This is a genomic window from Variovorax terrae, assembly GCF_022809125.1.
GTDB classification, from domain to species: domain Bacteria; phylum Pseudomonadota; class Gammaproteobacteria; order Burkholderiales; family Burkholderiaceae_C; genus Variovorax_A; species Variovorax_A terrae.
In genome coordinates this window covers 1,135,888-1,154,016 of record NZ_JALGBI010000001.1, presented here as the reverse complement: position 1 = coordinate 1,154,016, position 18,129 = coordinate 1,135,888, and the positions used below count along the sequence as shown (strand labels likewise).

At 66.9% G+C, this 18,129-nt stretch carries 23 protein-coding genes; 14 read left to right on the top strand and 9 right to left on the bottom strand.

Translation table 11 applies throughout. The features are described 5' to 3' along the window. Nucleotides 1–219 precede the first annotated feature (219 nt). The 4 genes from MMF98_RS05425 (at nt 220) to MMF98_RS05410 (ending at nt 2,171) form a co-directional block, all read left to right on the top strand. A complete protein-coding gene (locus MMF98_RS05425; RefSeq protein ID WP_243305093.1) occupies nt 220–519 on the top strand; it encodes a hypothetical protein in 300 nt (99 codons plus the stop codon). A 19-nt stretch (nt 520–538) separates the two neighbouring features. Next, nucleotides 539–1,009 (top strand): hypothetical protein, encoded by a 471-nt coding sequence (locus MMF98_RS05420; RefSeq protein ID WP_243305091.1) that lies wholly within the window; start codon nt 539–541, stop codon nt 1,007–1,009. Between the two features lie 92 nt (nt 1,010–1,101). Then, on the top strand, nt 1,102–1,623 hold the full coding sequence (locus tag MMF98_RS05415; protein WP_243305089.1) for a hypothetical protein: 522 nt from the start codon (nt 1,102–1,104) through the stop codon (nt 1,621–1,623). A gap of 23 nt (nt 1,624–1,646) precedes the next feature. Further along, a complete protein-coding gene (locus tag MMF98_RS05410) occupies nt 1,647–2,171 on the top strand; it encodes a hypothetical protein (RefSeq protein ID WP_243305087.1) in 525 nt (174 codons plus the stop codon). An 83-nt stretch (nt 2,172–2,254) separates the two neighbouring features. Here the strand turns inward: MMF98_RS05410 and MMF98_RS05405 are convergent, their stop codons facing one another. Together MMF98_RS05405 and MMF98_RS05400 are read right to left on the bottom strand one after the other, a co-directional pair. Then, on the bottom strand, nt 2,255–3,325 hold the full coding sequence (locus MMF98_RS05405; protein ID WP_243305085.1) for a PDDEXK nuclease domain-containing protein: 1,071 nt from the start codon (nt 3,323–3,325) through the stop codon (nt 2,255–2,257). Then, nucleotides 3,322–4,527, bottom strand: a complete 1,206-nt coding sequence (locus MMF98_RS05400; RefSeq protein WP_243305083.1) for a tyrosine-type recombinase/integrase — start codon at nt 4,525–4,527, stop codon at nt 3,322–3,324. The genes MMF98_RS05405 and MMF98_RS05400 overlap by 4 nt, the downstream gene beginning before the upstream one ends. Before the next feature lie 175 nt (nt 4,528–4,702). Here MMF98_RS05400 and MMF98_RS05395 point away from each other — a divergent pair, with 175 nt between their 5' ends. Next, complete coding sequence (locus tag MMF98_RS05395; protein ID WP_243305080.1) at nt 4,703–5,071, top strand: hypothetical protein; 369 nt, start codon at nt 4,703–4,705, stop codon at nt 5,069–5,071. Between the two features lie 149 nt (nt 5,072–5,220). Here MMF98_RS05395 and MMF98_RS05390 read toward each other — a convergent pair whose 3' ends face one another. Further along, nucleotides 5,221–5,730 (bottom strand): hypothetical protein, encoded by a 510-nt coding sequence (locus tag MMF98_RS05390; protein WP_243305078.1) that lies wholly within the window; start codon nt 5,728–5,730, stop codon nt 5,221–5,223. Next, a complete protein-coding gene (locus tag MMF98_RS05385) occupies nt 5,720–6,838 on the bottom strand; it encodes a cupin domain-containing protein (RefSeq protein WP_243305076.1) in 1,119 nt (372 codons plus the stop codon). The genes MMF98_RS05390 and MMF98_RS05385 overlap by 11 nt, the downstream gene beginning before the upstream one ends. 55 nt (nt 6,839–6,893) lie before the next feature. Here MMF98_RS05385 and MMF98_RS05380 point away from each other — a divergent pair, with 55 nt between their 5' ends. Continuing rightward, a complete protein-coding gene (locus MMF98_RS05380) occupies nt 6,894–7,412 on the top strand; it encodes an FKBP-type peptidyl-prolyl cis-trans isomerase (protein ID WP_243305074.1) in 519 nt (172 codons plus the stop codon). Between the two features lie 24 nt (nt 7,413–7,436). Here MMF98_RS05380 and MMF98_RS05375 read toward each other — a convergent pair whose 3' ends face one another. The 3 genes from MMF98_RS05375 to coaBC all read right to left on the bottom strand — a co-directional run bounded on the left by MMF98_RS05375 (nt 7,437) and on the right by coaBC (nt 9,832). Continuing rightward, nucleotides 7,437–7,964 carry an outer membrane lipoprotein gene (locus tag MMF98_RS05375; protein WP_243305073.1) on the bottom strand — a complete coding sequence of 176 codons (528 nt, stop codon included), beginning with the start codon at nt 7,962–7,964 and terminating at the stop codon, nt 7,437–7,439. 184 nt (nt 7,965–8,148) lie between these two features. Then, a complete protein-coding gene (dut, locus tag MMF98_RS05370) occupies nt 8,149–8,595 on the bottom strand; it encodes a dUTP diphosphatase (RefSeq protein ID WP_243305071.1) in 447 nt (148 codons plus the stop codon). A 16-nt stretch (nt 8,596–8,611) separates the two neighbouring features. Then, nucleotides 8,612–9,832, bottom strand: a complete 1,221-nt coding sequence (gene coaBC / locus MMF98_RS05365; RefSeq protein ID WP_243305069.1) for a bifunctional phosphopantothenoylcysteine decarboxylase/phosphopantothenate--cysteine ligase CoaBC — start codon at nt 9,830–9,832, stop codon at nt 8,612–8,614. Between the two features lie 111 nt (nt 9,833–9,943). Between coaBC and MMF98_RS05360 the strand changes: the two genes are divergently transcribed. The 7 genes from MMF98_RS05360 to MMF98_RS05330 all read left to right on the top strand — a co-directional run bounded on the left by MMF98_RS05360 (nt 9,944) and on the right by MMF98_RS05330 (nt 15,843). Beyond that, a complete protein-coding gene (locus MMF98_RS05360) occupies nt 9,944–11,614 on the top strand; it encodes a CTP synthase (RefSeq protein WP_243305067.1) in 1,671 nt (556 codons plus the stop codon). Next, nucleotides 11,611–12,468 carry a 3-deoxy-8-phosphooctulonate synthase gene (gene kdsA / locus MMF98_RS05355; protein WP_243305065.1) on the top strand — a complete coding sequence of 286 codons (858 nt, stop codon included), beginning with the start codon at nt 11,611–11,613 and terminating at the stop codon, nt 12,466–12,468. Before MMF98_RS05360 ends, kdsA begins: the two co-directional genes overlap by 4 nt. An 11-nt stretch (nt 12,469–12,479) precedes the next feature. Then, nucleotides 12,480–12,770, top strand: a complete 291-nt coding sequence (locus tag MMF98_RS05350; RefSeq protein ID WP_243305063.1) for a DUF1330 domain-containing protein — start codon at nt 12,480–12,482, stop codon at nt 12,768–12,770. A 33-nt stretch (nt 12,771–12,803) separates the two neighbouring features. Next, on the top strand, nt 12,804–14,087 hold the full coding sequence (gene eno / locus MMF98_RS05345; protein ID WP_243305062.1) for a phosphopyruvate hydratase: 1,284 nt from the start codon (nt 12,804–12,806) through the stop codon (nt 14,085–14,087). Between the two features lie 107 nt (nt 14,088–14,194). After that, a complete protein-coding gene (locus MMF98_RS05340) occupies nt 14,195–14,470 on the top strand; it encodes a septum formation initiator family protein (protein ID WP_243305060.1) in 276 nt (91 codons plus the stop codon). Nucleotides 14,471–14,545: 75 nt separating this feature from the next. Then, entirely contained in the window at nt 14,546–15,148 is a 603-nt protein-coding gene (pnuC, locus tag MMF98_RS05335; RefSeq protein WP_243305058.1) for a nicotinamide riboside transporter PnuC, read from the top strand. A gap of 8 nt (nt 15,149–15,156) precedes the next feature. Continuing rightward, the gene (locus MMF98_RS05330) at nt 15,157–15,843 is read left to right on the top strand and encodes an AAA family ATPase (protein ID WP_243305057.1); all 687 of its coding nucleotides are present in this window, start codon (nt 15,157–15,159) and stop codon (nt 15,841–15,843) included. Here the strand turns inward: MMF98_RS05330 and hslO are convergent. Both hslO and MMF98_RS05320 read right to left on the bottom strand, forming a co-directional pair. Then, a complete protein-coding gene (gene hslO, locus MMF98_RS05325; RefSeq protein WP_243305055.1) occupies nt 15,797–16,774 on the bottom strand; it encodes an Hsp33 family molecular chaperone HslO in 978 nt (325 codons plus the stop codon). The two genes, MMF98_RS05330 and hslO, sit on opposite strands and share 47 nt — an antisense overlap. Next, complete coding sequence (locus MMF98_RS05320) at nt 16,774–17,298, bottom strand: gamma carbonic anhydrase family protein (RefSeq protein WP_243305053.1); 525 nt, start codon at nt 17,296–17,298, stop codon at nt 16,774–16,776. Before MMF98_RS05320 ends, hslO begins: the two co-directional genes overlap by 1 nt. A 34-nt stretch (nt 17,299–17,332) precedes the next feature. Between MMF98_RS05320 and MMF98_RS05315 the strand changes: the two genes are divergently transcribed. After that, nucleotides 17,333–18,124, top strand: a complete 792-nt coding sequence (locus MMF98_RS05315) for a ferritin-like domain-containing protein (RefSeq protein ID WP_243305051.1) — start codon at nt 17,333–17,335, stop codon at nt 18,122–18,124. Nucleotides 18,125–18,129 lie beyond the last annotated feature (5 nt).

Sequence of the window (18,129 nt, the reverse complement as noted above, 5' to 3'; positions counted from 1 at the left end):
ACTCTGCCGATGAGGCTTCGCCAGGCAACTCCGATTCTTGCGGTGAAAACGAACGAATGAGTTTCCTGGCGCACACCATGCACTGAATACTTCGAGCGCAAGAAACAGAGAGCACTATCGAGGACGGATCACTACGCTTCCTTGCAAGCAGGACATGGAACGTCCTGCTTCCATGAGTTCGGCACGTCAGCCGGCCGTGGCCTCGACAAGGAGTCCGCCATGTCCATTCATTTGACCCAGCCCAGCGCCTACGCCGATCTCGGAGACATTTGGCTTCGCGACCAACTTGCCCGCCTCACGCAGAAGAGTGCTCAGTTCGGAGGGCACTACCGCATTGACGCCGATGCACTACTGGCGCGACTGGCGCAAACCGCCAGAGTTGCGAAAGCAGCGGCGCTCACTGCAGAGAAAATTTCGACCGGCAATCGTATTCGGCGGGCGACGATTGAGGCCATCGAGCACTGCTCGCGTCTGAACGACCACCTCTCCCATGCAGCCGCAGCAACCATCGCGCGCTGAGCGCGGGATGAGATCGCCGTTGGACTCGAACCTGCACGATCTGGCAATGCTCGCCATCCCCAGCGAGTTCTTGCCTATCCATCGGCTCGGTACACCGCCGCATGACGAATGGATGGCAGTGCTCCCCGACAGCACTGAAATCGTCGTCGCCGATGTGAATGGCAAGCCGAGCCCCATCGGGATCGAGAAGGCCATCGCGATCGTGCAGAGCCGTGCCTATCTTGAGGCGCGGGCGCGTCAGCTCCTCGTGCCGCTCGGTAAAGAGGATGGCGAGTGGCGATTGGTCACCATTGACTTCGGCGGCGCAGCGCAGCACCACGACTGCGAGTTTCTGATGTGCTTCGCCTTCCAGGTCACGAAGACCGACCTTGCCGACACGAGCCCCTATGTCGAAGTCGGCTTCGCGCTGCCGGTGCGCTTGAGCGCCAGCCCCAGTTTCAGCCCGATGTTCATCCTGACGATCCAAACGACAGCAGGGCTCGACGGATGATCGCGCCGGATATACGGCGCAAGAAACGGAGTTCCATTGACGCGCTCGTTAGCCAGACTGAAAGTCTTTCATGTTGGATCTGGTGACGCAGGATGCGTGTCGAAAAGCGTAAATCGGGGAGCAAGCGGAATCTTGTGAGCAGCTTCATCACCGCCTTCGTGGGCTCCGGCTCCATCGACAGCGTGTGCATCAAGTTCGCCATGTTCGATGGAACCACGCGACTGTCGTACTGGCAGCCCCGGTGGTTCCAGGCTCTTCACGAGTGCGTCGAGTATTACAGCGGCATGCACTACTACGGCTCCGACCTGCAGAAAACGGCAGAAGAACCGGGATTCGTCGCCAGCCTTCCCAAGCGTCATCCGGTTCGCACGATGAAAGACGAGAAGCCTAGCTTTACCGAAGAAGACCACCAAGCGGCGAAGGAGCAGTTCGCCGTCGCATCGCTTGCGGTGATTGACGAAGGCGCCACCTGCCGCATTGAGTGCGCGTCCATTCGTGGCGACCGCCGGATCGAGGTGTTGCCCGCCTACATTGCGATGAATCTCTGCGGTTCGTTGAAGGCGAGCGTCGATATGGCGCGGTTGATGGGCGCAGAGCCAGCGGGCTCCGCATGAATGTGCTGATTTGATTGCGAGCCATGATCTTTGAGAAACCCGGCACCGATGGCGAACTCGATGTGGTGAGCAGCTACAGGGTTGGGTTCACCTGCACAACCGGCGCCATCGATAGCGTGTGCATCAAGTACACCATGCGCGACGGGATTTGCCGCCTGTCGTACTGGCCGCTCAACGTGTTCCAGGAATTCCTTCGGAGCATCGAGTACTACAGCGAGAGCCATTACGACGGCTCCGACCTGCAGCGCGCATCGGAAGATTCGGAGTACGCGAGGCAGCTTCCGGCTCGGCATCCCGTGCACACGCTGAACAACGAAAGACCGGAATTGACGCAAGAAGACTATTTCACTGCGAGGGACGTCTTCTACGTGGCGTCGCTGGCAGTCGCCGATCAGGGTGACGCCATTTGCACTGAATGCACCTTCGCGAACGGAACTCGTAGAGTCGAAGTGCTACCGGCCTATATCGCGATGAACTTGTGTGGGGCGATGAAAGCGAGCGTCGATCTATCTGGCCTGGTAGGCGCGAAGCCGGGCGGTACGGCGTAGCGGTTAGAGCGCAGGCGCGGCGCACATCGGCCGCCAATCCTTGATGTTTGGCGTGAAAACACCAAGCGCCCTGAACATCGAAGTCAAGACTTCTGGTTGTCGTCCTGCCGTCGCTCGACCTGCAACTCAGCCCTGCGCGTTGCTTGGTGCAGCCGTTCCGCCAACACCGCGCGCGGCGGCAACGCGGTCAGGTACTCGGCAACATGGATGCCCGATTTATCCAGCTCCAGCAGTTCGATTTGCTCGGACTTCTTGCCGGTGCAGAGGATGATGCCCAGCGGGGATGCTTCCTCCGTCTCCCGTTCGTGCTTGTCGAGCCAACGCAGGTACAGCTCCATTTGCCCCTTGTACGCGGCCTTGAACTCGCCGACCTTCAACTCCACCGCCACCAGCCGCCGCAGCTTGCGGTTGTAGAACAGCAGGTCGAGGTGGAAATCCTCTCCGTCGATCTGGATGCGCTTCTGCCGAGCCACGAACGTGAAGCCCACGCCCAGCTCCAGCAGGAAGGACTCCATTTCGCGGATGATCGCCGCCTCCAAATCGCCTTCCTGCCAAGTGTCCCGCAGCCCCAGGAAGTCGAGGATGTACGGGTCGCGCATGACCAGGGCGGGCGACATGCGCTGCGCATCGCGCATCGTCGCCAGTTCCTGGGCGATCGTCTCGTCCGGTTTTTGAGACAGCGCCGTGCGCTCGTACAGCATCGAATCGATGCGCTCGCGCAGCGTCCGCACGCTCCAGCGTTCGGCGCTGGCCATCTGCGCGTAGTAGTCCCGCTGGAGCGGGTCTTTCAGCGGAATCAGGGCGATGAAGTGTGTCCAGCTCAATTCTCGTATCAGTGATACGAGAATCTGCTCGTCGGGGAAGGTGGCCGCGAACTGCACCATCCGGCGCAGGTTCTGCTCGGCAAAGCTGCCGCCGTACTCCTTGACCAACTGCGCGCCCAGAGTGGGCAGCACTTCCTTTCCATAGGCGCCCCGGCGCCCATCTAAGACCTGCGAGCGGATGCGCTGGCCGATGCGCCAGTAGAGCATGGTCAGCTCGCTGTTCACCGTCGAGGCGGCGCGCTTGCGCGCCGCCTCGATCAGTGCCCGAATGTCACCCAGCAGCGCCGCAGGCGCTGTGGACGGCGTAACCGGTGCCTGCCGCCGGATCATGCAGCCACCTCTTCGGCCTGTCGCGCCCCGGTAATCGCCTTGCGCCGGTTCGCCACCAGTTCGGCCGCCTCGCGCACCGGCTTGTCCTCGGTGTGGACGTAGCGCATGAACATCGCGACGGTCTTGTGTGCCGTCAGCACCATGCCCACCTTCACTGGAATCCCCGAGTTGGCAATGTCGGTGGCCGAACGGTGCCGGATACCGTGCGTGCCCACATGGGTCACGCCGGCCCGCTTGAGGATGCGCGTCCAGCCGCCGTAATACTCGCCCGTGGTCATGTGCTGCCCCGGATGGTTCGGAGACGGGAACACGTGCGGGCAATCGTCCTGGTGGGGCGCGGTAGACAGCAGCCGGTAGGCTTCCTCACTCAGAGGTTTGGACATGCCGCCAGTCTTACTGTCAGGCCAGACCACGCGCCGGTTCTCCAGATCCACCCAATCCCATTGCAGCGTGACGATCTCGGAGCGACGGCCCGCGAACTCGAATTGCAATCGGATGGCCAGCGGCAGGATCGCATGATCCAGCCCCAGGCCATCGGTTTCCAGAAAGTCGAGATAGCGGAACAGCTTGCCCATCTCCTCATCGCTGATGAGGTGGGTGGCCTTGCCGTTGGGATACATCGGGACGTGGCGACACGGGTTAGTGCCGTCCGGCCGATAGCCCCACACCTCAGCCAGGTTGAACATCTTGCGCATCACGCTGAAAGAGGTATTGGCGTCTGCCGGCTTGTGCGCCATCTTCATCATCATCGCGGCCACGTCGGGACGCTTCACGTCCTGCACCTTCATGCGCCCGAGCATCGGGATGATGTTGCGGTCGATGACAGCCTGGTAGCCGCGCCGTGTGCTGGGCTTGTTGCGCTGCTTGGAGTGATCCTCCATGAACTTCTTGCACAATTCCGCGACCGTGGGGGCGGCACGGGCCGCAGCCTTGGCCGCGCCGGGGTCACCGCCCCGGCGAACCTCGGCCAGCCACTCTTGCGCCAGCGATCGGGCCTGCTCGACAGTCAATTCCCCGTACAGGCCCAGGGCGGGCTTGCGGCGCTCGCCGGCATTCGTGCGGTACTGAACCATGAAGACCTTGCGGCCCGCTGGTGTAACCTTGCACAGGAAGCCGGGCACCAAGGTGTCCCGGAGTTCGACGGCCTGTGCCTGGGGTTGTGCCGCATCGACTGCGGACTTGGTGAGCTTGATTTTCGCCATGATGACTCCTCGGAAAGACCCGATTCCCAGGAGCCTTCTAGGGGCCAGCAGAGGGGAAGCCGGGTCAGGTTTCGGAAAGCACCGGCATATGTTGAACTCGCCTAAGTTATTGATAAACCTGCTGTATCGGGCTTCGGCGTAGTCCAGCCAAGTTCGGTGCTGGAGTCATGGTGAAATGAAAAAAGCCACCTTGCGGTGGCTTTTTTGTGAATCGCTGAAACGATTACTTCTTGGCGCCAGCGGCTTCGGCAGCCTTCTTGGCGGCATCGGCAGCAGCACCGGCGGCGTCGGCGGCAGCGCCAGCAGCGGCACCGGCGGCGGAAGCGGCATCCTTGGCGGCATCAGCAGCGCCGGCCACAGCGGAAGCGGCGCCAGCGGCGGCGGAAGCAGCAGCTTCGGGGGCCGGGGCGGGAGCAGGAGCGGCGGCGGGAGCCGGGGCGGGAGCAGGAGCCGGTTCTTCTTTTTTACCGCAGGCGGCCAGGGCGGCGGCGGCAATCAGGGTCGCCAGTACAAGCGATTTCTTCATTTCAGGTTCCTTTTATAGCGGGTGAACAATTTCCGGAAATTGTCAAAAGCAACGCCTATCGTTGCCGTGACCGAGCGAAAGGACTCGAGCTCTTCCTACTCAGCCTTAAATTATATGCGGGAAACCCCCAACATGGTGCGGTTTGCCTACCACAAAGCAACGGCCGGTTACAAGCCAAGCGTGGTGCTCGGGAATCCCGGGGTGGCCTCGCGCAGCCACTCGTCCAGTGATTCGCGCAGCAGCACCCGGCGTTCGGGCTCGCGGCCGCTGACGCCGATGCTGCGCACCGGGTCCAGCCGCTGCATCACCCAGCCGGGGCTCCACAGCGCGCTGGGCAGCTCCAGCGCATCGGCCGAGGCGCAGCGCCAGCAGGTGATCAGATGCGACCAGGTCTGGCGCCAGGTGACGAAGCGGGCCTGCTGGCGCACCACCTCGTCGTAGCGCTGGGCCAGCATGATGAAGCGCCTTCCGGCGACACACCAGTCCTGCAGCGCCTGGGCCACCGCACGCTCGCCCAGCGGCCAGTCCTCGAAAGTGGCGTCGCTGACGATGATCTCGCGCCAGCCCTCGCGCGCGGCGCAGGCCAGCGCATCGCGCACCCGCTGGCGAAACTCCTCGCGCCCCGAGAACCGGCCCTGCGGCAGCGCCGCGCCGCCGTCCGTGTCGTCAATGTCCATGCAGCCACCCCGCTTCGCACCAGGAACGCAGCAGCGCGAGCGCGTCCGCCCCGGCGGCCGCCAGATCGGCCGCATCCAGCCCGCGCCGGTCGGCCAGGCGCCGCATCAGTGCGGCATCCCGGCCCGAGGCGCGGTAGCTCTCGCCATTGATGAAGATGTGGTGCGCATCGAACATCATGCGGGTACGCCGGTCCAGCGTGACGCCGCGCCGCAGGCGCGGCGACCGCCCGGCCTCGAACCAGACCTGGGCCTTGGGCTCGGTCAGGGACTCGCCGAGCGCGCGCGGCAGGGCCAGCGGGTCCTTGAGCGCCGCCTGCAGCGCTTCGCGCGCGAAGTCCTGCAGCGCCACGGGAATGCCGCCGGGCGCCGCCACCGCCTCCTGCCGCGGGTCGCGGTAGAGCGCCTCGCCGGCCAGTTCCGGCGCGTCGTCGGCCAGGCGCTGCAGCAGCTCGCGCGCCAGTTCGCCGCGGCCCGGCGAGCGAAAGCCGATGGAATAGGTCATGCACTCGCCTTCCGCGATGCCGTCGTGCGCCCAGCGCGGCGGCAGGTAGAGCATGTCGCCCGGCTCCAGCACGAACTCCTGCTCGGGCGTGAAGTTGGCGAGGATCTTCAGCGGCACGCCCTCGCGCAGGCTGAAGTCGGTCTGCCGGCCGATGCGCCAGCGCCGCCGCCCGTGGGCCTGCAGCAAAAACACGTCGTAGCTGTCGAAATGCGGGCCGACGCCGCCGCCGTCGCTCGCATAGCTGATCATCAGGTCGTCCAGCCGGGCATCGGGCACGAAGCGGAACTGCTGGAGCAGCTCGTGGATGCCGTCGTGGTGCAGGTCGACGCCCTGCACCAGCAGGGTCCAGCCGGGCTGGCCGAGCGGCGGCAGGGCCCGGCGCGCCAGCGGGCCGCGCCGAAAGCGCCAGCCGTCGGTGCCCTGCACCACCAGGCGCGACTCCACCGCCTCCTGCGCCGCCAGCCCGAACAACTCCGCGCGGTCCAGCAGCGGCCGCAGGCCGGGTATGGCCTGGCGCACCAGCAGGGGCTTTTTCTGCCAGTGGCGCTTCATGAACTGCTGCGGGCTCAGCCCCGCGAGCAGGGGCAACGGTTGGGTGGTGTCCATCGGAATTGAAAAGTGCGGTTACCGGGCGCAGGCGCCAAACTGCGACAATTCTCCTATGGAAATCACTCAACAATGCGTGGTCGCGCTGACCTGGACGCTCAAGGACACCCTCGGCGAAGTGCTCGACGTGCTCGACGAACCGGTGGAGTTCCTGGTGGGCGGCGATGACCTGCTGGAAAAGCTCGAGGAAGCGCTGCAGGGCCACGAGCCCGGCGCGCGGCTGGACCTGCACCTCGAACCCGAGCAGGCCTTCGGCGACTACGACGACCAGCTGGTCTTCCTCGAACCGCGCAGCCTGTTCCCGGCCGAACTCGAGGAAGGCATGACCTACGAAGGCCTGCCGGCCGGCGGCAACCCCGACGCGCCCAGGAATCTGCTCTACACCGTGACCGAGATCTACCCCGAGCATGTGGTGCTGGACGGCAACCACCCGCTCGCGGGCATCGCGATCCGCCTCAGCCTGCGGGTGGAAGCCGTGCGCGATGCCACCGAGGAGGAGATCGGGCGCGGCACGGCCGGCACCGGCTTCTTCAAGGTGCAGCCGCAGGCGCCCGGCGGCAGCCTGCTGCACTGAAGGCCCGGCGCCGCAGCGTTCGGCTTACATCCGGAAGATCTGGTTGTTCTCGAGCCGCACGCGGTCGCCGATGCGCAGGTCGCCCGGCGAAGCCACGTTGAACGAGCGGTAGGCGCCGTTGTCCACCTGGATCGAGACGCGGTAGCTGTCGCGCTCCTGCGTCCGGTTGTTCCGCTCGACGTTGTTGCCCACCACGGCACCGCCGACGGCGCCCGCCGCCGTGGCCAGGTCCTTGCCGAGGCCGCCGCCGATCTGGTGGCCGATCACGGCGCCGGCCAGCCCGCCGATCACGGCACCGGCTCCGCTGGTGCGGCCCGGGTCGGTGGTGCGGATCATCTCGATGTTGGCCACGCGCCCGTACTCGACATAGGCCGGCGCGGTGGCCGGTGCCTGGTAGGTGGGAGCCGCCACCGGCGCCTGGTAGGCCGGCGCCGGGTAGTACGGCGTGGCCATCTGCTCCTGCGGCGCCGGCGCTGGCGCCCCGCAGGCCGCCAGCGCCGCCAGCAGGGCGGCCGTCAACACCGTGGAAACAATGCGTGAATGCGTGCGCATGGGAATCTCCTGTGAATGGGTGAACCCTGTGTGCGCCGCAAGGGCCTTGCCGCGCACACGCCTTCACTTCATTACAGGCCAGCCGGCGGCGGCGCGCGGTCAGGCAGCCGCGCCAGCCCCTGTGGGCCGGGGGCACCATGCCTTGTAGGAGTGCGCCGACAGCCGCGGCGCGGCCGGCGGGCGCTCAGCCCTTGCCGGTGGAGCCGTAGCCGCCCTCGCCGCGCTGGCTGGCGGGGAATTCGCTCACCACCTTGAACCGCGCCTGCACCACCGGCACGATCACGAGTTGCGCGATGCGCTCCATCGGCTCGATGGTGAAGGCCACGTCGCTGCGGTTCCAGGCGCTCACCATGAGCTGGCCCTGGTAGTCGCTGTCGATCAGGCCCACCAGGTTGCCGAGCACGATGCCGTGCTTGTGGCCCAGGCCCGAGCGCGGCAGGATCAAGGCGGCGTAGCCCGGGTCCTGCAGGTAGATCGCGATGCCGGTGGGCACCAGTTGCCAGGCGTTGGGCGCCAGCGTGAGCGGCGCGTCCAGGCAGGCGCGCAGGTCGAGGCCGGCGCTGCCGGGCGTGGCATAGGCGGGGAGCTGATCCGTCATGCGCGGATCAAGGATCTTGACGTCGATATTCATGGAATTTTGAAAGAAATCAGGCGGAGGTCCGCATCCTGCGGTCAATCTCTGCTATCAATTTGCGAGCAAGCTCGAGCTTGGGCGCGCGCGGCAGCTCCTGCGTGCCCTGCGCGTCCACCAGCAGCAGCGCGTTGTCGTCCTGCCCGAAAGTGGCCGGCCCGAGGTTGCCCACCAGCAGCGGCACCTGCTTGCGCACGCGCTTGGCCTGGGCGTTGGCGGCGAGGTCCTGGCTCTCGGCCGCAAAGCCCACGCAGAACAGCGCACCGCTGGCCGCGCGCGCCGACTGCGCCACCGTGGCCAGGATGTCGGGGTTTTCGGTGAAGGCCAGCGCGGGCGCCTGGCCCGAGCCGTCCTTCTTGATCTTCTGCTCGGCCGGCGCGGCGGGCCGCCAGTCGGCCACCGCGGCGGTGGCGACGAACACCGTCGCCGCCGGCACCTGCTGCTGCACGGCCTGCAGCATCTCGCGCGCCGAACGCACGTCCACCCGTGTGACGCCGCGCGGCGTGGGCAGGCTCACGGGCCCGGCCACCAGCGTGACCTGGGCGCCCGCCTCGCGCGCCGCGCGCGCGATGGCAAAGCCCATCTTGCCGCTCGACAGGTTGGTGATGCCGCGCACCGGGTCGATCGCCTCGTAGGTCGGCCCCGCCGTCACCAGCACGGTCTGGCCGGCCAGCGGCTTGGGGCTGAAGAAGGCGATGATGTCCTCGAGCAGCTCGGGCGGCTCCAGCATGCGGCCGTCGCCGGTTTCGCCGCAGGCCTGGAAGCCGCTGCCCACGCCGAGGATGGTGGCGCCGTCGGCGCTGAGCTGCGCCATGTTGCGCTGCGTGGCCGGGTGCGCCCACATCTCGCGGTTCATCGCGGGCGCAATCAGCAGCGGCACCTGCTCGATCGGGCGCGCCAGGCACATCAGGCTCAACAGCTCGTCGGCCCGCCCATGCAGCAGCTTGGCCATGAAGTCGGCGCTGCACGGCGCGATGAGAATCGCATCGGCCTCGCGCGAGAGGTTGATGTGCGGCATGTTGTTGGCTTCGCGGCTGTCCCACTGCGAGCCGTAGACCGGCCGGTTGCTCAGCGCCTGCATCGTCACCGGCGTGATGAACTGCTCGGCGGCCTCGGTCATCACCACCTGCACGGTGGCGCCGGCCTTGATCAGCGCGCGGCACAACTCGGCCGCCTTGTAGCAGGCGATGCCGCCCGTCAGACCCAGAACCACGTGTTTGCCGGCAAGCTCGTTCATGGGCAGGAATGTATCAGTTTGACGGCCGCAAGGCCTTCACGGCGAAGGGAACAGGCGACCCGCCTATAATCTCGCTTTACCACCTCCCCGAACCTTGCGTTCGACCCTGACATGACCAAATTTGTCTTCGTCACCGGCGGTGTGGTGTCCTCCCTGGGCAAGGGAATCGCCTCAGCCTCCTTAGCTGCGATTTTGGAATCGCGGGGCCTCAAAGTCACTTTGATCAAGCTCGATCCCTACATCAACGTCGATCCGGGGACGATGTCGCCGTTCCAGCATGGCGAAGTGTTCGTGACCGATGATGGCGCCGAAACCGACCTCGACCTCGGCCACTACGAACGCTTCATCACGACGCGCATGCGCCGTGCCAACAACTTCACCACCGGCCGCATCTACCAGTCCGTGCTCGAGAAGGAGCGCCGCGGCGACTACCTCGGCAAGACCGTGCAGGTGATCCCGCACGTCACCAACGAGATCCAGGAACACATCAAGCGCGGCGCCGGCTTCGGCACGCCCGATGCGGTGGACGTGGCCATCGTCGAGATCGGCGGCACGGTGGGCGACATCGAGTCGCTGCCCTTCCTTGAAGCCGCGCGCCAGATGAGCCTGCGCCTGGGCCCCAATCAGGCGGCCTTCGTGCACCTGACCTACGTGCCCTGGATCGCCGCGGCCGGCGAGCTCAAGACCAAGCCCACGCAGCACACGGTGCAGAAGCTGCGCGAGATCGGCATCCAGGCCGACGCCCTGCTGTGCCGCGCCGACCGCCGCATCCCCGAGGACGAGCGCGCCAAGATTTCACTGTTCACCAACGTGCCCGAATGGGGCGTGATCTCCATGTGGGACGTGGACACCATCTACAAGGTGCCGCGCATGCTGCACGAGCAGGGCCTCGATGGCCTGATCTGCGACAAGCTGCGCCTGAACACGCCGCCGGCCAGCCTCAAGCGCTGGGACGACCTGGTGCACGAGACCGCGCACCCCCGGGGCGAGGTCACCATCGCGATGGTCGGCAAATACGTCGACCTGGCCGACAGCTACAAATCGGTGAACGAAGCGCTGCGCCACGCCGGCATGCACAACCATGCGCGCGTGAACATCGACTATGTCGACGCCGAAACGCTGGCGCCCGACAACGTGGGCCAGCTCGCCAAGTACGACGCCGTGCTGGTGCCCGGCGGCTTCGGCAAGCGCGGCATCGAGGGCATGGTGCGCGCCGCCCAGTTCGCGCGCGAGAACAAGCTGCCGTACCTGGGCATCTGCCTGGGCATGCAGGTGGCCACCATCGAATACGCGCGCCACGTGGCGGGCCTGAAGGGCGCCGACAGCACCGAGTTCGAGCCCGGCTGCGCGCACCCCGTGATCGCGCTGATCACCGAGTGGAAGGACGCCGACGGCAGCATCAAGACGCGCAGCGAGAACTCCGACCTGGGCGGCACCATGCGCCTGGGCGCGCAAAGCTCCGACGTGGCGCCGGGCACGCTGGCGCACAGCATCTACGGCGACGTGGTGACCGAGCGCCACCGCCACCGCTACGAAGCCAACGTGAACTACCTCGACCAGCTGCGCCAGGCCGGCCTGGTGATCTCGGCGCTGACGCAGCGCGAGCACCTGACCGAGATCGTCGAGCTGCCGCACAGCGTGCACCCGTGGTTCATCGGCGTGCAGTTCCACCCCGAGTTCAAGTCCACGCCGTGGGAAGGCCATCCGCTGTTCAACGCCTTCATCAAGGCCGCGCTGGCGCATCAGGCCGTGGGCAATACCGCCCTGAAGGCCGTGGCATGAAGCTGTGCGGATTCGATGTGGGCCTGGACCAGCCCTTCTTCCTGATTGCCGGCCCCTGCGTGGTCGAGTCCGAGCAGCTGCAGATGGACACGGCCGGCACGCTGAAGGACATCACCGCGTCGCTGGGCATTCCGTTCATCTTCAAGAGCAGTTTCGACAAGGCCAACCGCTCCTCGGGCACCAGCTTCCGCGGTCCGGGCCGCGAGAAGGGCCTGGAGATCCTGGCCAAGGTGAAGAAGGAACTCGGCCTGCCGGTGCTGACCGACGTGCACACCGAAGACGACATCACCGCGGCCGCCCAGGTGGTCGACGTGCTGCAGACGCCCGCCTTCCTGTGCCGCCAGACCGACTTCATCCGCGCCGTGGCGCAGTCGGGCCGGCCGGTCAACATCAAGAAGGGCCAGTTCCTCGCGCCGCACGACATGAAGAACGTGATCGACAAGGCACGCGCGGCCGCCCGGGAGAAGGGCCTGCCCGAGGACAGCTTCATGGCCTGCGAACGCGGCGCGAGCTTTGGCTACAACAACCTGGTGAGCGACATGCGCTCGCTGGCCATCATGCGCGAGACCGGCGCCCCGGTGGTGTTCGACGCCACCCACTCGGTGCAGCTGCCCGGCGGCCTGGGGCAGAGCTCCGGCGGCCAGCGCGAAATGGTGCCGGTGCTGGCGCGCGCGGCCCTCGCGGTCGGCGTGGCGGGCGTCTTCATGGAAACGCACCCCGACCCGGCCAAGGCGCTGTCCGACGGCCCCAATGCCGTGCCCCTGAAGCACATGAAGGCGCTGCTCGAGACGCTGCTGGCGCTTGACCGCATCACCAAGAAGAACGGCTTCCTCGAAAACAACTTCACCGCCTGAAGAACATCCCCATGAGCAGTGCCTACATCATCGCCAACGTCACCGTCACCAACCCCGCGCAATACGAAGAGTACAAGAAGCTGTCCACCCTCGCCATGAAGGCGCATGGCGCCGAGGTCTGCGTGCGCGGCGGCAGCATCGAGGTACTGGAGGGCGACTGGGCCCCCACCCGGCTGGTGCTGCTCAAATTCCCTTCGGTCGAACAGGCCCGCGCCTTCAACGATTCGGTCGAGTACGATGCCGCGCGCCAGGCGCGCCAGGGCGCGGCCGTGATGCGCATGGTGCTGGTCGAAGGCGCCTGAACCCCTTTTCAATTCAAGAGACGGAAACTACAAATGAGTGCAATCGTTGACATCGTCGGCCGCGAAATTCTCGACAGCCGAGGCAACCCCACCGTCGAGTGCGACGTGCTGCTGGAATCCGGCACCATGGGCCGCGCCGCCGTGCCCTCGGGCGCATCCACCGGCTCGCGCGAAGCCATCGAGCTGCGCGACGGCGACAAGGCCCGCTACCTCGGCAAGGGCGTGCTCAAGGCCGTGGAGCACATCAACACCGAAATCTCCGAAGCCGTGCTCGGCCTCGACGCCTCCGAACAGGCCTTCCTCGACAAGACGCTGATCGACCTGGACGGCACCGACAACAAGAGCCGCCTGGGCGCCAACGCCATGCTGGCCGTGTCGATGGCCGTGGCGCGCGCCGCGGCCGAAGAGTCGGGCCTGCCGCTGTACCGCTACTTCGGCGGCATGGGCAGCATGCAGATGCCGGTGCCGATGATGAACGTGGTCAACGGCGGCGCCCACGCCAACAACAACCTCGACCTGCAGGAACTGATGATCATCCCCGTGGGCGCCCCGAGCTTCCGCGAGGCCGTGCGCTACGGCGCCGAGGTGTTCCACGCGCTCAAGAAGATCATCCACGACAAGGGCATGAGCGTGGCCGTGGGCGACGAAGGCGGCTTCGCGCCGAACGTGGCCAACCACGAAGCCGCGATCCAGATGATCCTCGAAGCCATCGAGCAGGCCGGCTACACCGCCGGCGAGCAGATCGCCCTGGGCCTGGACTGCGCGGCCAGCGAGTTCTACAAGGACGGCAAGTACCACCTCGAAGCCGAGGGCCTGACCCTGAGCGCCGAGGAGTGGACCAACATCCTCGCCACCTGGGTCGACAAGTACCCCATCATCAGCATCGAGGACGGCATGGCCGAGGGCGACTGGGACGGCTGGAAACACCTGACCGAGCGCCTGGGCGACAAGGTCCAGCTGGTGGGCGACGACCTGTTCGTCACCAACACCAAGATCCTGAAGGAAGGCATCGACAAGAAGATCGCCAACTCGATCCTGATCAAGATCAACCAGATCGGCACGCTGACCGAAACCTTCGCCGCCATCGAGATGGCCAAGCGCGCGGGCTACACCGCCGTCATCAGCCACCGCTCGGGCGAGACCGAGGACAGCACCATCGCCGACATCGCCGTGGGCACCAACGCCGGCCAGATCAAGACCGGCTCGCTGAGCCGCTCCGACCGCATGGCCAAGTACAACCAGCTGCTGCGCATCGAGGAAGACCTGGGCGACATCGCCAGCTACCCCGGCCGCGCGGCGTTCTACAACCTGCGCTGACCCGCAAGCGCATGGCGGCCACCCTCCACGCCCGCGGCCGTGCCGCTGCACGGCTTCCCGGAGGCCTGGGCCTCGCTGCAAGCGGCCCGGCGAGGACCTGAGCGGCCATGGGCAACCGCCTCGTTCCGGTCATCCTGCTGGTGCTGCTCGGGATCGTGCACGCGCAGCTGTGGTTCGGGCGAGGCAGCCTTCCCAACGTGACCCAGATGCAGCAGAAGCTGGATGCACAGCGGCTGCAGAACGCGCAGGCCCAGCAAGCCAACGACCGCCTCGCGGCAGAAGTGCGCGACCTCAAGGAGGGCCTCGAGATGGTGGAGGAAAAAGCGCGCATGGAACTCGGCATGGTCAAACCCAACGAGATCTACGTGCAGATTGCGCGATGAGCTCCCCCCAGGCTCCGCTTCGCTGCGCCTCCCCCCTGCAGGGGGCAACACCAGCGGCCCGGCCTTCTTCGCCTGATGCTTGAGTGGCTGTTCGCCGAGGCGTTCACCCTCTGGGGTTCGCCCACCACCTGGCTGGAGGTGGCCGCCTTCGTGCTGGCGCTGGCCATGGTGGGCTGCAACATCCGCGAGATCCACTGGGGCTGGCCGCTGGCCATCGTCAGCTCGCTGATGTACTTTGCGCTGTTCTGGCGCCACCGGCTGTATGGCGATGCCTCGCTGCAGGTCTTCTTTGCCGTGGTGGCGTTCTGGGGCTGGTTCCAGTGGCTGCGCGGGCGGCGCGGCGACGGCAGCGCGCTCGCCGTCATGCGGCTCGGCCGCGCGGGCCGGATCGGCACCCTCGCCGCCTGCGCCCTGCTCTGGCCCGCCACCGGGCTGTTCCTCAAGCACTTCACCGACACCGACGTGCCCTGGTGGGACGCCTTTCCCACCGCCGTCAGCGTGGTCGGCCAGTTCCTGCTGGGCCGCAAGTTCATCGAGAACTGGCTGCTGTGGATCGCCGTGAACGCGGTCGGCGTGGGCCTGTTCGCCTACAAGGGCCTGTGGCTCACGGTGATCCTCTACGCGCTGTTCGCGGTCCTGAGCGTGGTGGGCTGGCGCGCCTGGCGGCGCCAGCTCTGAGAACCGCCATGGCATCGGCTCCCTGCCAGATCGCCTTGCTCGGCGCCGAGAGCACCGGCAAGACCCAGCTCGCGCTCCAGCTGGCGGCGCATCTGCGCGCCCAGGGCCGGCCGGCCACCGTGGTGCCCGAGCTGCTGCGCGAATGGTGCGACCGGGAGGGCCGCACGCCGCGCGCCGACGAGCAGGCCGCCATCGCGCAGGAACAGCAGCGGCGCGTGGAGGCGGCAGCCGCCGCCGGCAGCGTGGTCATCGCCGACACCACGCCGCTGATGACCGCCATCTACAGCGAGCTGCTGTTTGGCGACACCTCGCTGTACGCCGCCGCCGAGGCCCACCAGCGCCGCTACCACCTGACCCTGGTCACCGGGCTGGATCTGCCCTGGGTGGCCGACGGCCTGCAGCGCGACGGCGCCCATGTGCGCGAGCCGGTCGATGCGCTGCTGCGCGCGGCGCTTGCGCGTGCCGGCGTGGCCTACCAGGTGGTGTACGGCCTGGAGGGCGAGCGCCTGCGCAACGCCCTCAATGCTATCGATTCAATAGCAACAAATGACCACCCGACGAGGACATCTGGCCAATTTCCTTCAAAAACCGGCGCCTGGGCCTGGGTCTGCGAAAAATGCAGCGACCCGGACTGCGAGCACCGGCTGTTCACTGGACTGCTGGGCTCGAAGGCGGCTGGTCGCCCGGCGCCTTGAAGATCTGCGCCGCGTCCACCGCGTCGAAGCGGTACTGGCGGCCGCAGAAATCGCAGCCCACCTCGATGTCGCCGCGCTCGGCGATGATCTCCTCGGCCTCCTGCGCGCCCAGGCCGCGGATCATGTTGCCCACGCGCTCGCGGCTGCAGGTGCAGGCGAAGCGCGGCCGCTGCGGCTCGAAGCGCAGCAGCTTCTCCTCCCAGAACAGGCGGCGCAGGACGGTGTCCACGTCGAGCGTCAGCAGTTCCTCGCGCGTCAGGCTGGCCGCCAGCGTGGCGATGCGGTTGTAGTCCTCGTTGCGGCCGATCTCGTCTTCGTTGGCCCGGCTGACCAGGCTGCCGGCGAGATTGCCCTCGCCCTGCACCGGCAGGCGCTGGATCATCAGCCCCGCCGCCACCTCGCCGTTGGCGGCCAGCACCAGCGTGGTATCGAGCTGCTCGCTTTGCAGCATGTAGTGCTGCAGCACGTCGCTGAGCCGGTCCAGCTTCTGGCGCTGGTCGCCGAACAGCGGCACCACGCCCTGGTAGGGCTGCTGGCCCGGGAAGCGGTCCTTCGGGTCGAGCGTGATGGCGCAGCGCCCCTGGTTGCCGGCATTCACCATGTCGCTCAGGCGCGCGCCTTCGGGCACCTCGCCCATCACCTTGGCCGTGGCGCGCAGGCTCAGGTCGTGCTGCACCTCGGCCACCGCCACCTTCACCGGGCCGTCGCCGAAGATCTGCAGCACCAGCGCGCCGTTGAACTTGATGTTGGACTGCATCAGCACGCCGGCCGCGGCCATCTCGCCCAGCAGCTCGCTGACCGGCGCCGGGTAGGCCCCGGTCGCGCTGTTGCCGGCGCGCCGGCGCAGGATCTCGGTCCAGGCGTCGGTCAGGCGCACGATCATGCCGCGCACCGGCAGGCCGTCGAACAGGAATTTGTGCAGCTCCGACATCAGGCGATCTTCTTCAGGCCGCGGGCGAAGCGGTGGGCGTTCTCAACGTAGTGCTCGGCGCTCTGGCGCAGCCTGGCGGCCGCGGCCTCGTCCAGCGTGCGCACCACCTTGGCCGGCGCGCCGATGATCAGCGAGTTGTCGGGGAACTCCTTGCCCTCGGTCACCACGCTGCCGGCGCCCACGATGCAGTTGCGCCCGATCTTCGCGCCGTTGAGCACCACGGCCTGGATGCCGATCAGCGTGTTGTCGCCGACGGTGCAGCCGTGCAGCATGACCTGGTGGCCCACCGTCACGTTGTCGCCGATCGTGAGCGGGTAGCCGATGTCGGCATGCAGCACGCTCAGGTCCTGGATGTTGCTGTTGCGCCCGATCCTGAGGGTCTCGGTGTCGCCGCGGATCACCGCGCCGAACCAGACGCTGGCGTTGTCCGCCAGTTCCACCGCGCCGATCACCTGGGCGCTGTCGGCGACCCAGGCGCCGGCGCCGAGTTTCGGCGCTGCGCCGTCGAGTTCGTAAATGGCCATCGCCTGAATCCTCGCAAAAACTAGAATTGTAGGGATGGATCTGCGCCAGCGTGCCCTTGCCGCCCTTCAAACCCCCGATCCGGCCTCCAAAGTGGCTGAAGTCCAGGCCCTGTGGTCGCAGGCAGCTATGTTTTCGATAGCAGGCCAGCCTCCGGCCGAGCCCGCCGGCCTGCCGGGGCGCCCGCCGTGCCCGGCCCTGATCGCCCACCTGCAGGTGCCCAGGCGCTCGCCCTTCACGCCCGAGGGCCGGGCCGCGCTGATCCATTCGATCTGCCACATCGAATTCAACGCCATCAATCTGGCGCTCGACGCGGTCTGGCGCTTCGACGGCATGCCGCGCGAGTTCCATCTCGACTGGCTGCGCGTGGCCGCCGAGGAGGCCTTGCATTTCACGCTGCTGCGCGAGCACCTGCAGGGCATGGGCCACGACTACGGCGACTTCAGCGCGCACGACGGCCTGTGGGCCATGTGCGAGAAGACCCGCGGCGACATCGTGGCGCGCATGGCGCTGGTGCCGCGCACCCTGGAGGCGCGCGGGCTCGACGCCACGCCCCAGATCCAGGCCAAGCTGCGCAAGGTGGGCACGCCTGATGCGCTGCGCGCGGTGGAGATTCTCGACCTCATCCTGCGCGACGAGGTCGGCCACGTGGCGATCGGCAACCACTGGTACCGGCAACTGTGCGCGCGCGACGGGCTCGACCCCGTGCGCCACTACGGCGTGCTGGTCCAGCGCTACGAAGCCCCCCGGCTCAAGCCGCCCTTCAACGAAGCGGCGCGCCGGCAGGCCGGCTTCACGCCGGAAGAGCTGGCCTGGCTGCTGCAGTAGCGAGC

What these genes read in the sequence shown, in the direction of transcription:
- MMF98_RS05350 (WP_243305063.1), top strand. Translation starts at nt 12,480, where the DNA reads ATGAGCAGTGCCTACATCATCGCCAACGTCACCGTCACCAACCCCGCG.
- eno (WP_243305062.1), top strand. Translation starts at nt 12,804, where the DNA reads ATGAGTGCAATCGTTGACATCGTCGGCCGCGAAATTCTCGACAGCCGA.
- MMF98_RS05385 (WP_243305076.1), bottom strand. Translation starts at nt 6,838, where the DNA reads ATGGACACCACCCAACCGTTGCCCCTGCTCGCGGGGCTGAGCCCGCAG.
- MMF98_RS05405 (WP_243305085.1), bottom strand. Translation starts at nt 3,325, where the DNA reads ATGATCCGGCGGCAGGCACCGGTTACGCCGTCCACAGCGCCTGCGGCG.
- coaBC (WP_243305069.1), bottom strand. Translation starts at nt 9,832, where the DNA reads ATGAACGAGCTTGCCGGCAAACACGTGGTTCTGGGTCTGACGGGCGGC.
- MMF98_RS05390 (WP_243305078.1), bottom strand. Translation starts at nt 5,730, where the DNA reads ATGGACATTGACGACACGGACGGCGGCGCGGCGCTGCCGCAGGGCCGG.
- MMF98_RS05425 (WP_243305093.1), top strand. Translation starts at nt 220, where the DNA reads ATGTCCATTCATTTGACCCAGCCCAGCGCCTACGCCGATCTCGGAGAC.
- MMF98_RS05410 (WP_243305087.1), top strand. Translation starts at nt 1,647, where the DNA reads ATGATCTTTGAGAAACCCGGCACCGATGGCGAACTCGATGTGGTGAGC.
- MMF98_RS05315 (WP_243305051.1), top strand. Translation starts at nt 17,333, where the DNA reads ATGGATCTGCGCCAGCGTGCCCTTGCCGCCCTTCAAACCCCCGATCCG.
- MMF98_RS05360 (WP_243305067.1), top strand. Translation starts at nt 9,944, where the DNA reads ATGACCAAATTTGTCTTCGTCACCGGCGGTGTGGTGTCCTCCCTGGGC.
- hslO (WP_243305055.1), bottom strand. Translation starts at nt 16,774, where the DNA reads ATGTCGGAGCTGCACAAATTCCTGTTCGACGGCCTGCCGGTGCGCGGC.
- MMF98_RS05320 (WP_243305053.1), bottom strand. Translation starts at nt 17,298, where the DNA reads ATGGCCATTTACGAACTCGACGGCGCAGCGCCGAAACTCGGCGCCGGC.
- pnuC (WP_243305058.1), top strand. Translation starts at nt 14,546, where the DNA reads ATGCTTGAGTGGCTGTTCGCCGAGGCGTTCACCCTCTGGGGTTCGCCC.
- MMF98_RS05330 (WP_243305057.1), top strand. Translation starts at nt 15,157, where the DNA reads ATGGCATCGGCTCCCTGCCAGATCGCCTTGCTCGGCGCCGAGAGCACC.
- MMF98_RS05395 (WP_243305080.1), top strand. Translation starts at nt 4,703, where the DNA reads ATGAAAAAAGCCACCTTGCGGTGGCTTTTTTGTGAATCGCTGAAACGA.
- MMF98_RS05400 (WP_243305083.1), bottom strand. Translation starts at nt 4,527, where the DNA reads ATGGCGAAAATCAAGCTCACCAAGTCCGCAGTCGATGCGGCACAACCC.
- dut (WP_243305071.1), bottom strand. Translation starts at nt 8,595, where the DNA reads ATGAATATCGACGTCAAGATCCTTGATCCGCGCATGACGGATCAGCTC.
- MMF98_RS05415 (WP_243305089.1), top strand. Translation starts at nt 1,102, where the DNA reads ATGCGTGTCGAAAAGCGTAAATCGGGGAGCAAGCGGAATCTTGTGAGC.
- MMF98_RS05340 (WP_243305060.1), top strand. Translation starts at nt 14,195, where the DNA reads ATGGGCAACCGCCTCGTTCCGGTCATCCTGCTGGTGCTGCTCGGGATC.
- MMF98_RS05375 (WP_243305073.1), bottom strand. Translation starts at nt 7,964, where the DNA reads ATGCGCACGCATTCACGCATTGTTTCCACGGTGTTGACGGCCGCCCTG.
- kdsA (WP_243305065.1), top strand. Translation starts at nt 11,611, where the DNA reads ATGAAGCTGTGCGGATTCGATGTGGGCCTGGACCAGCCCTTCTTCCTG.
- MMF98_RS05380 (WP_243305074.1), top strand. Translation starts at nt 6,894, where the DNA reads ATGGAAATCACTCAACAATGCGTGGTCGCGCTGACCTGGACGCTCAAG.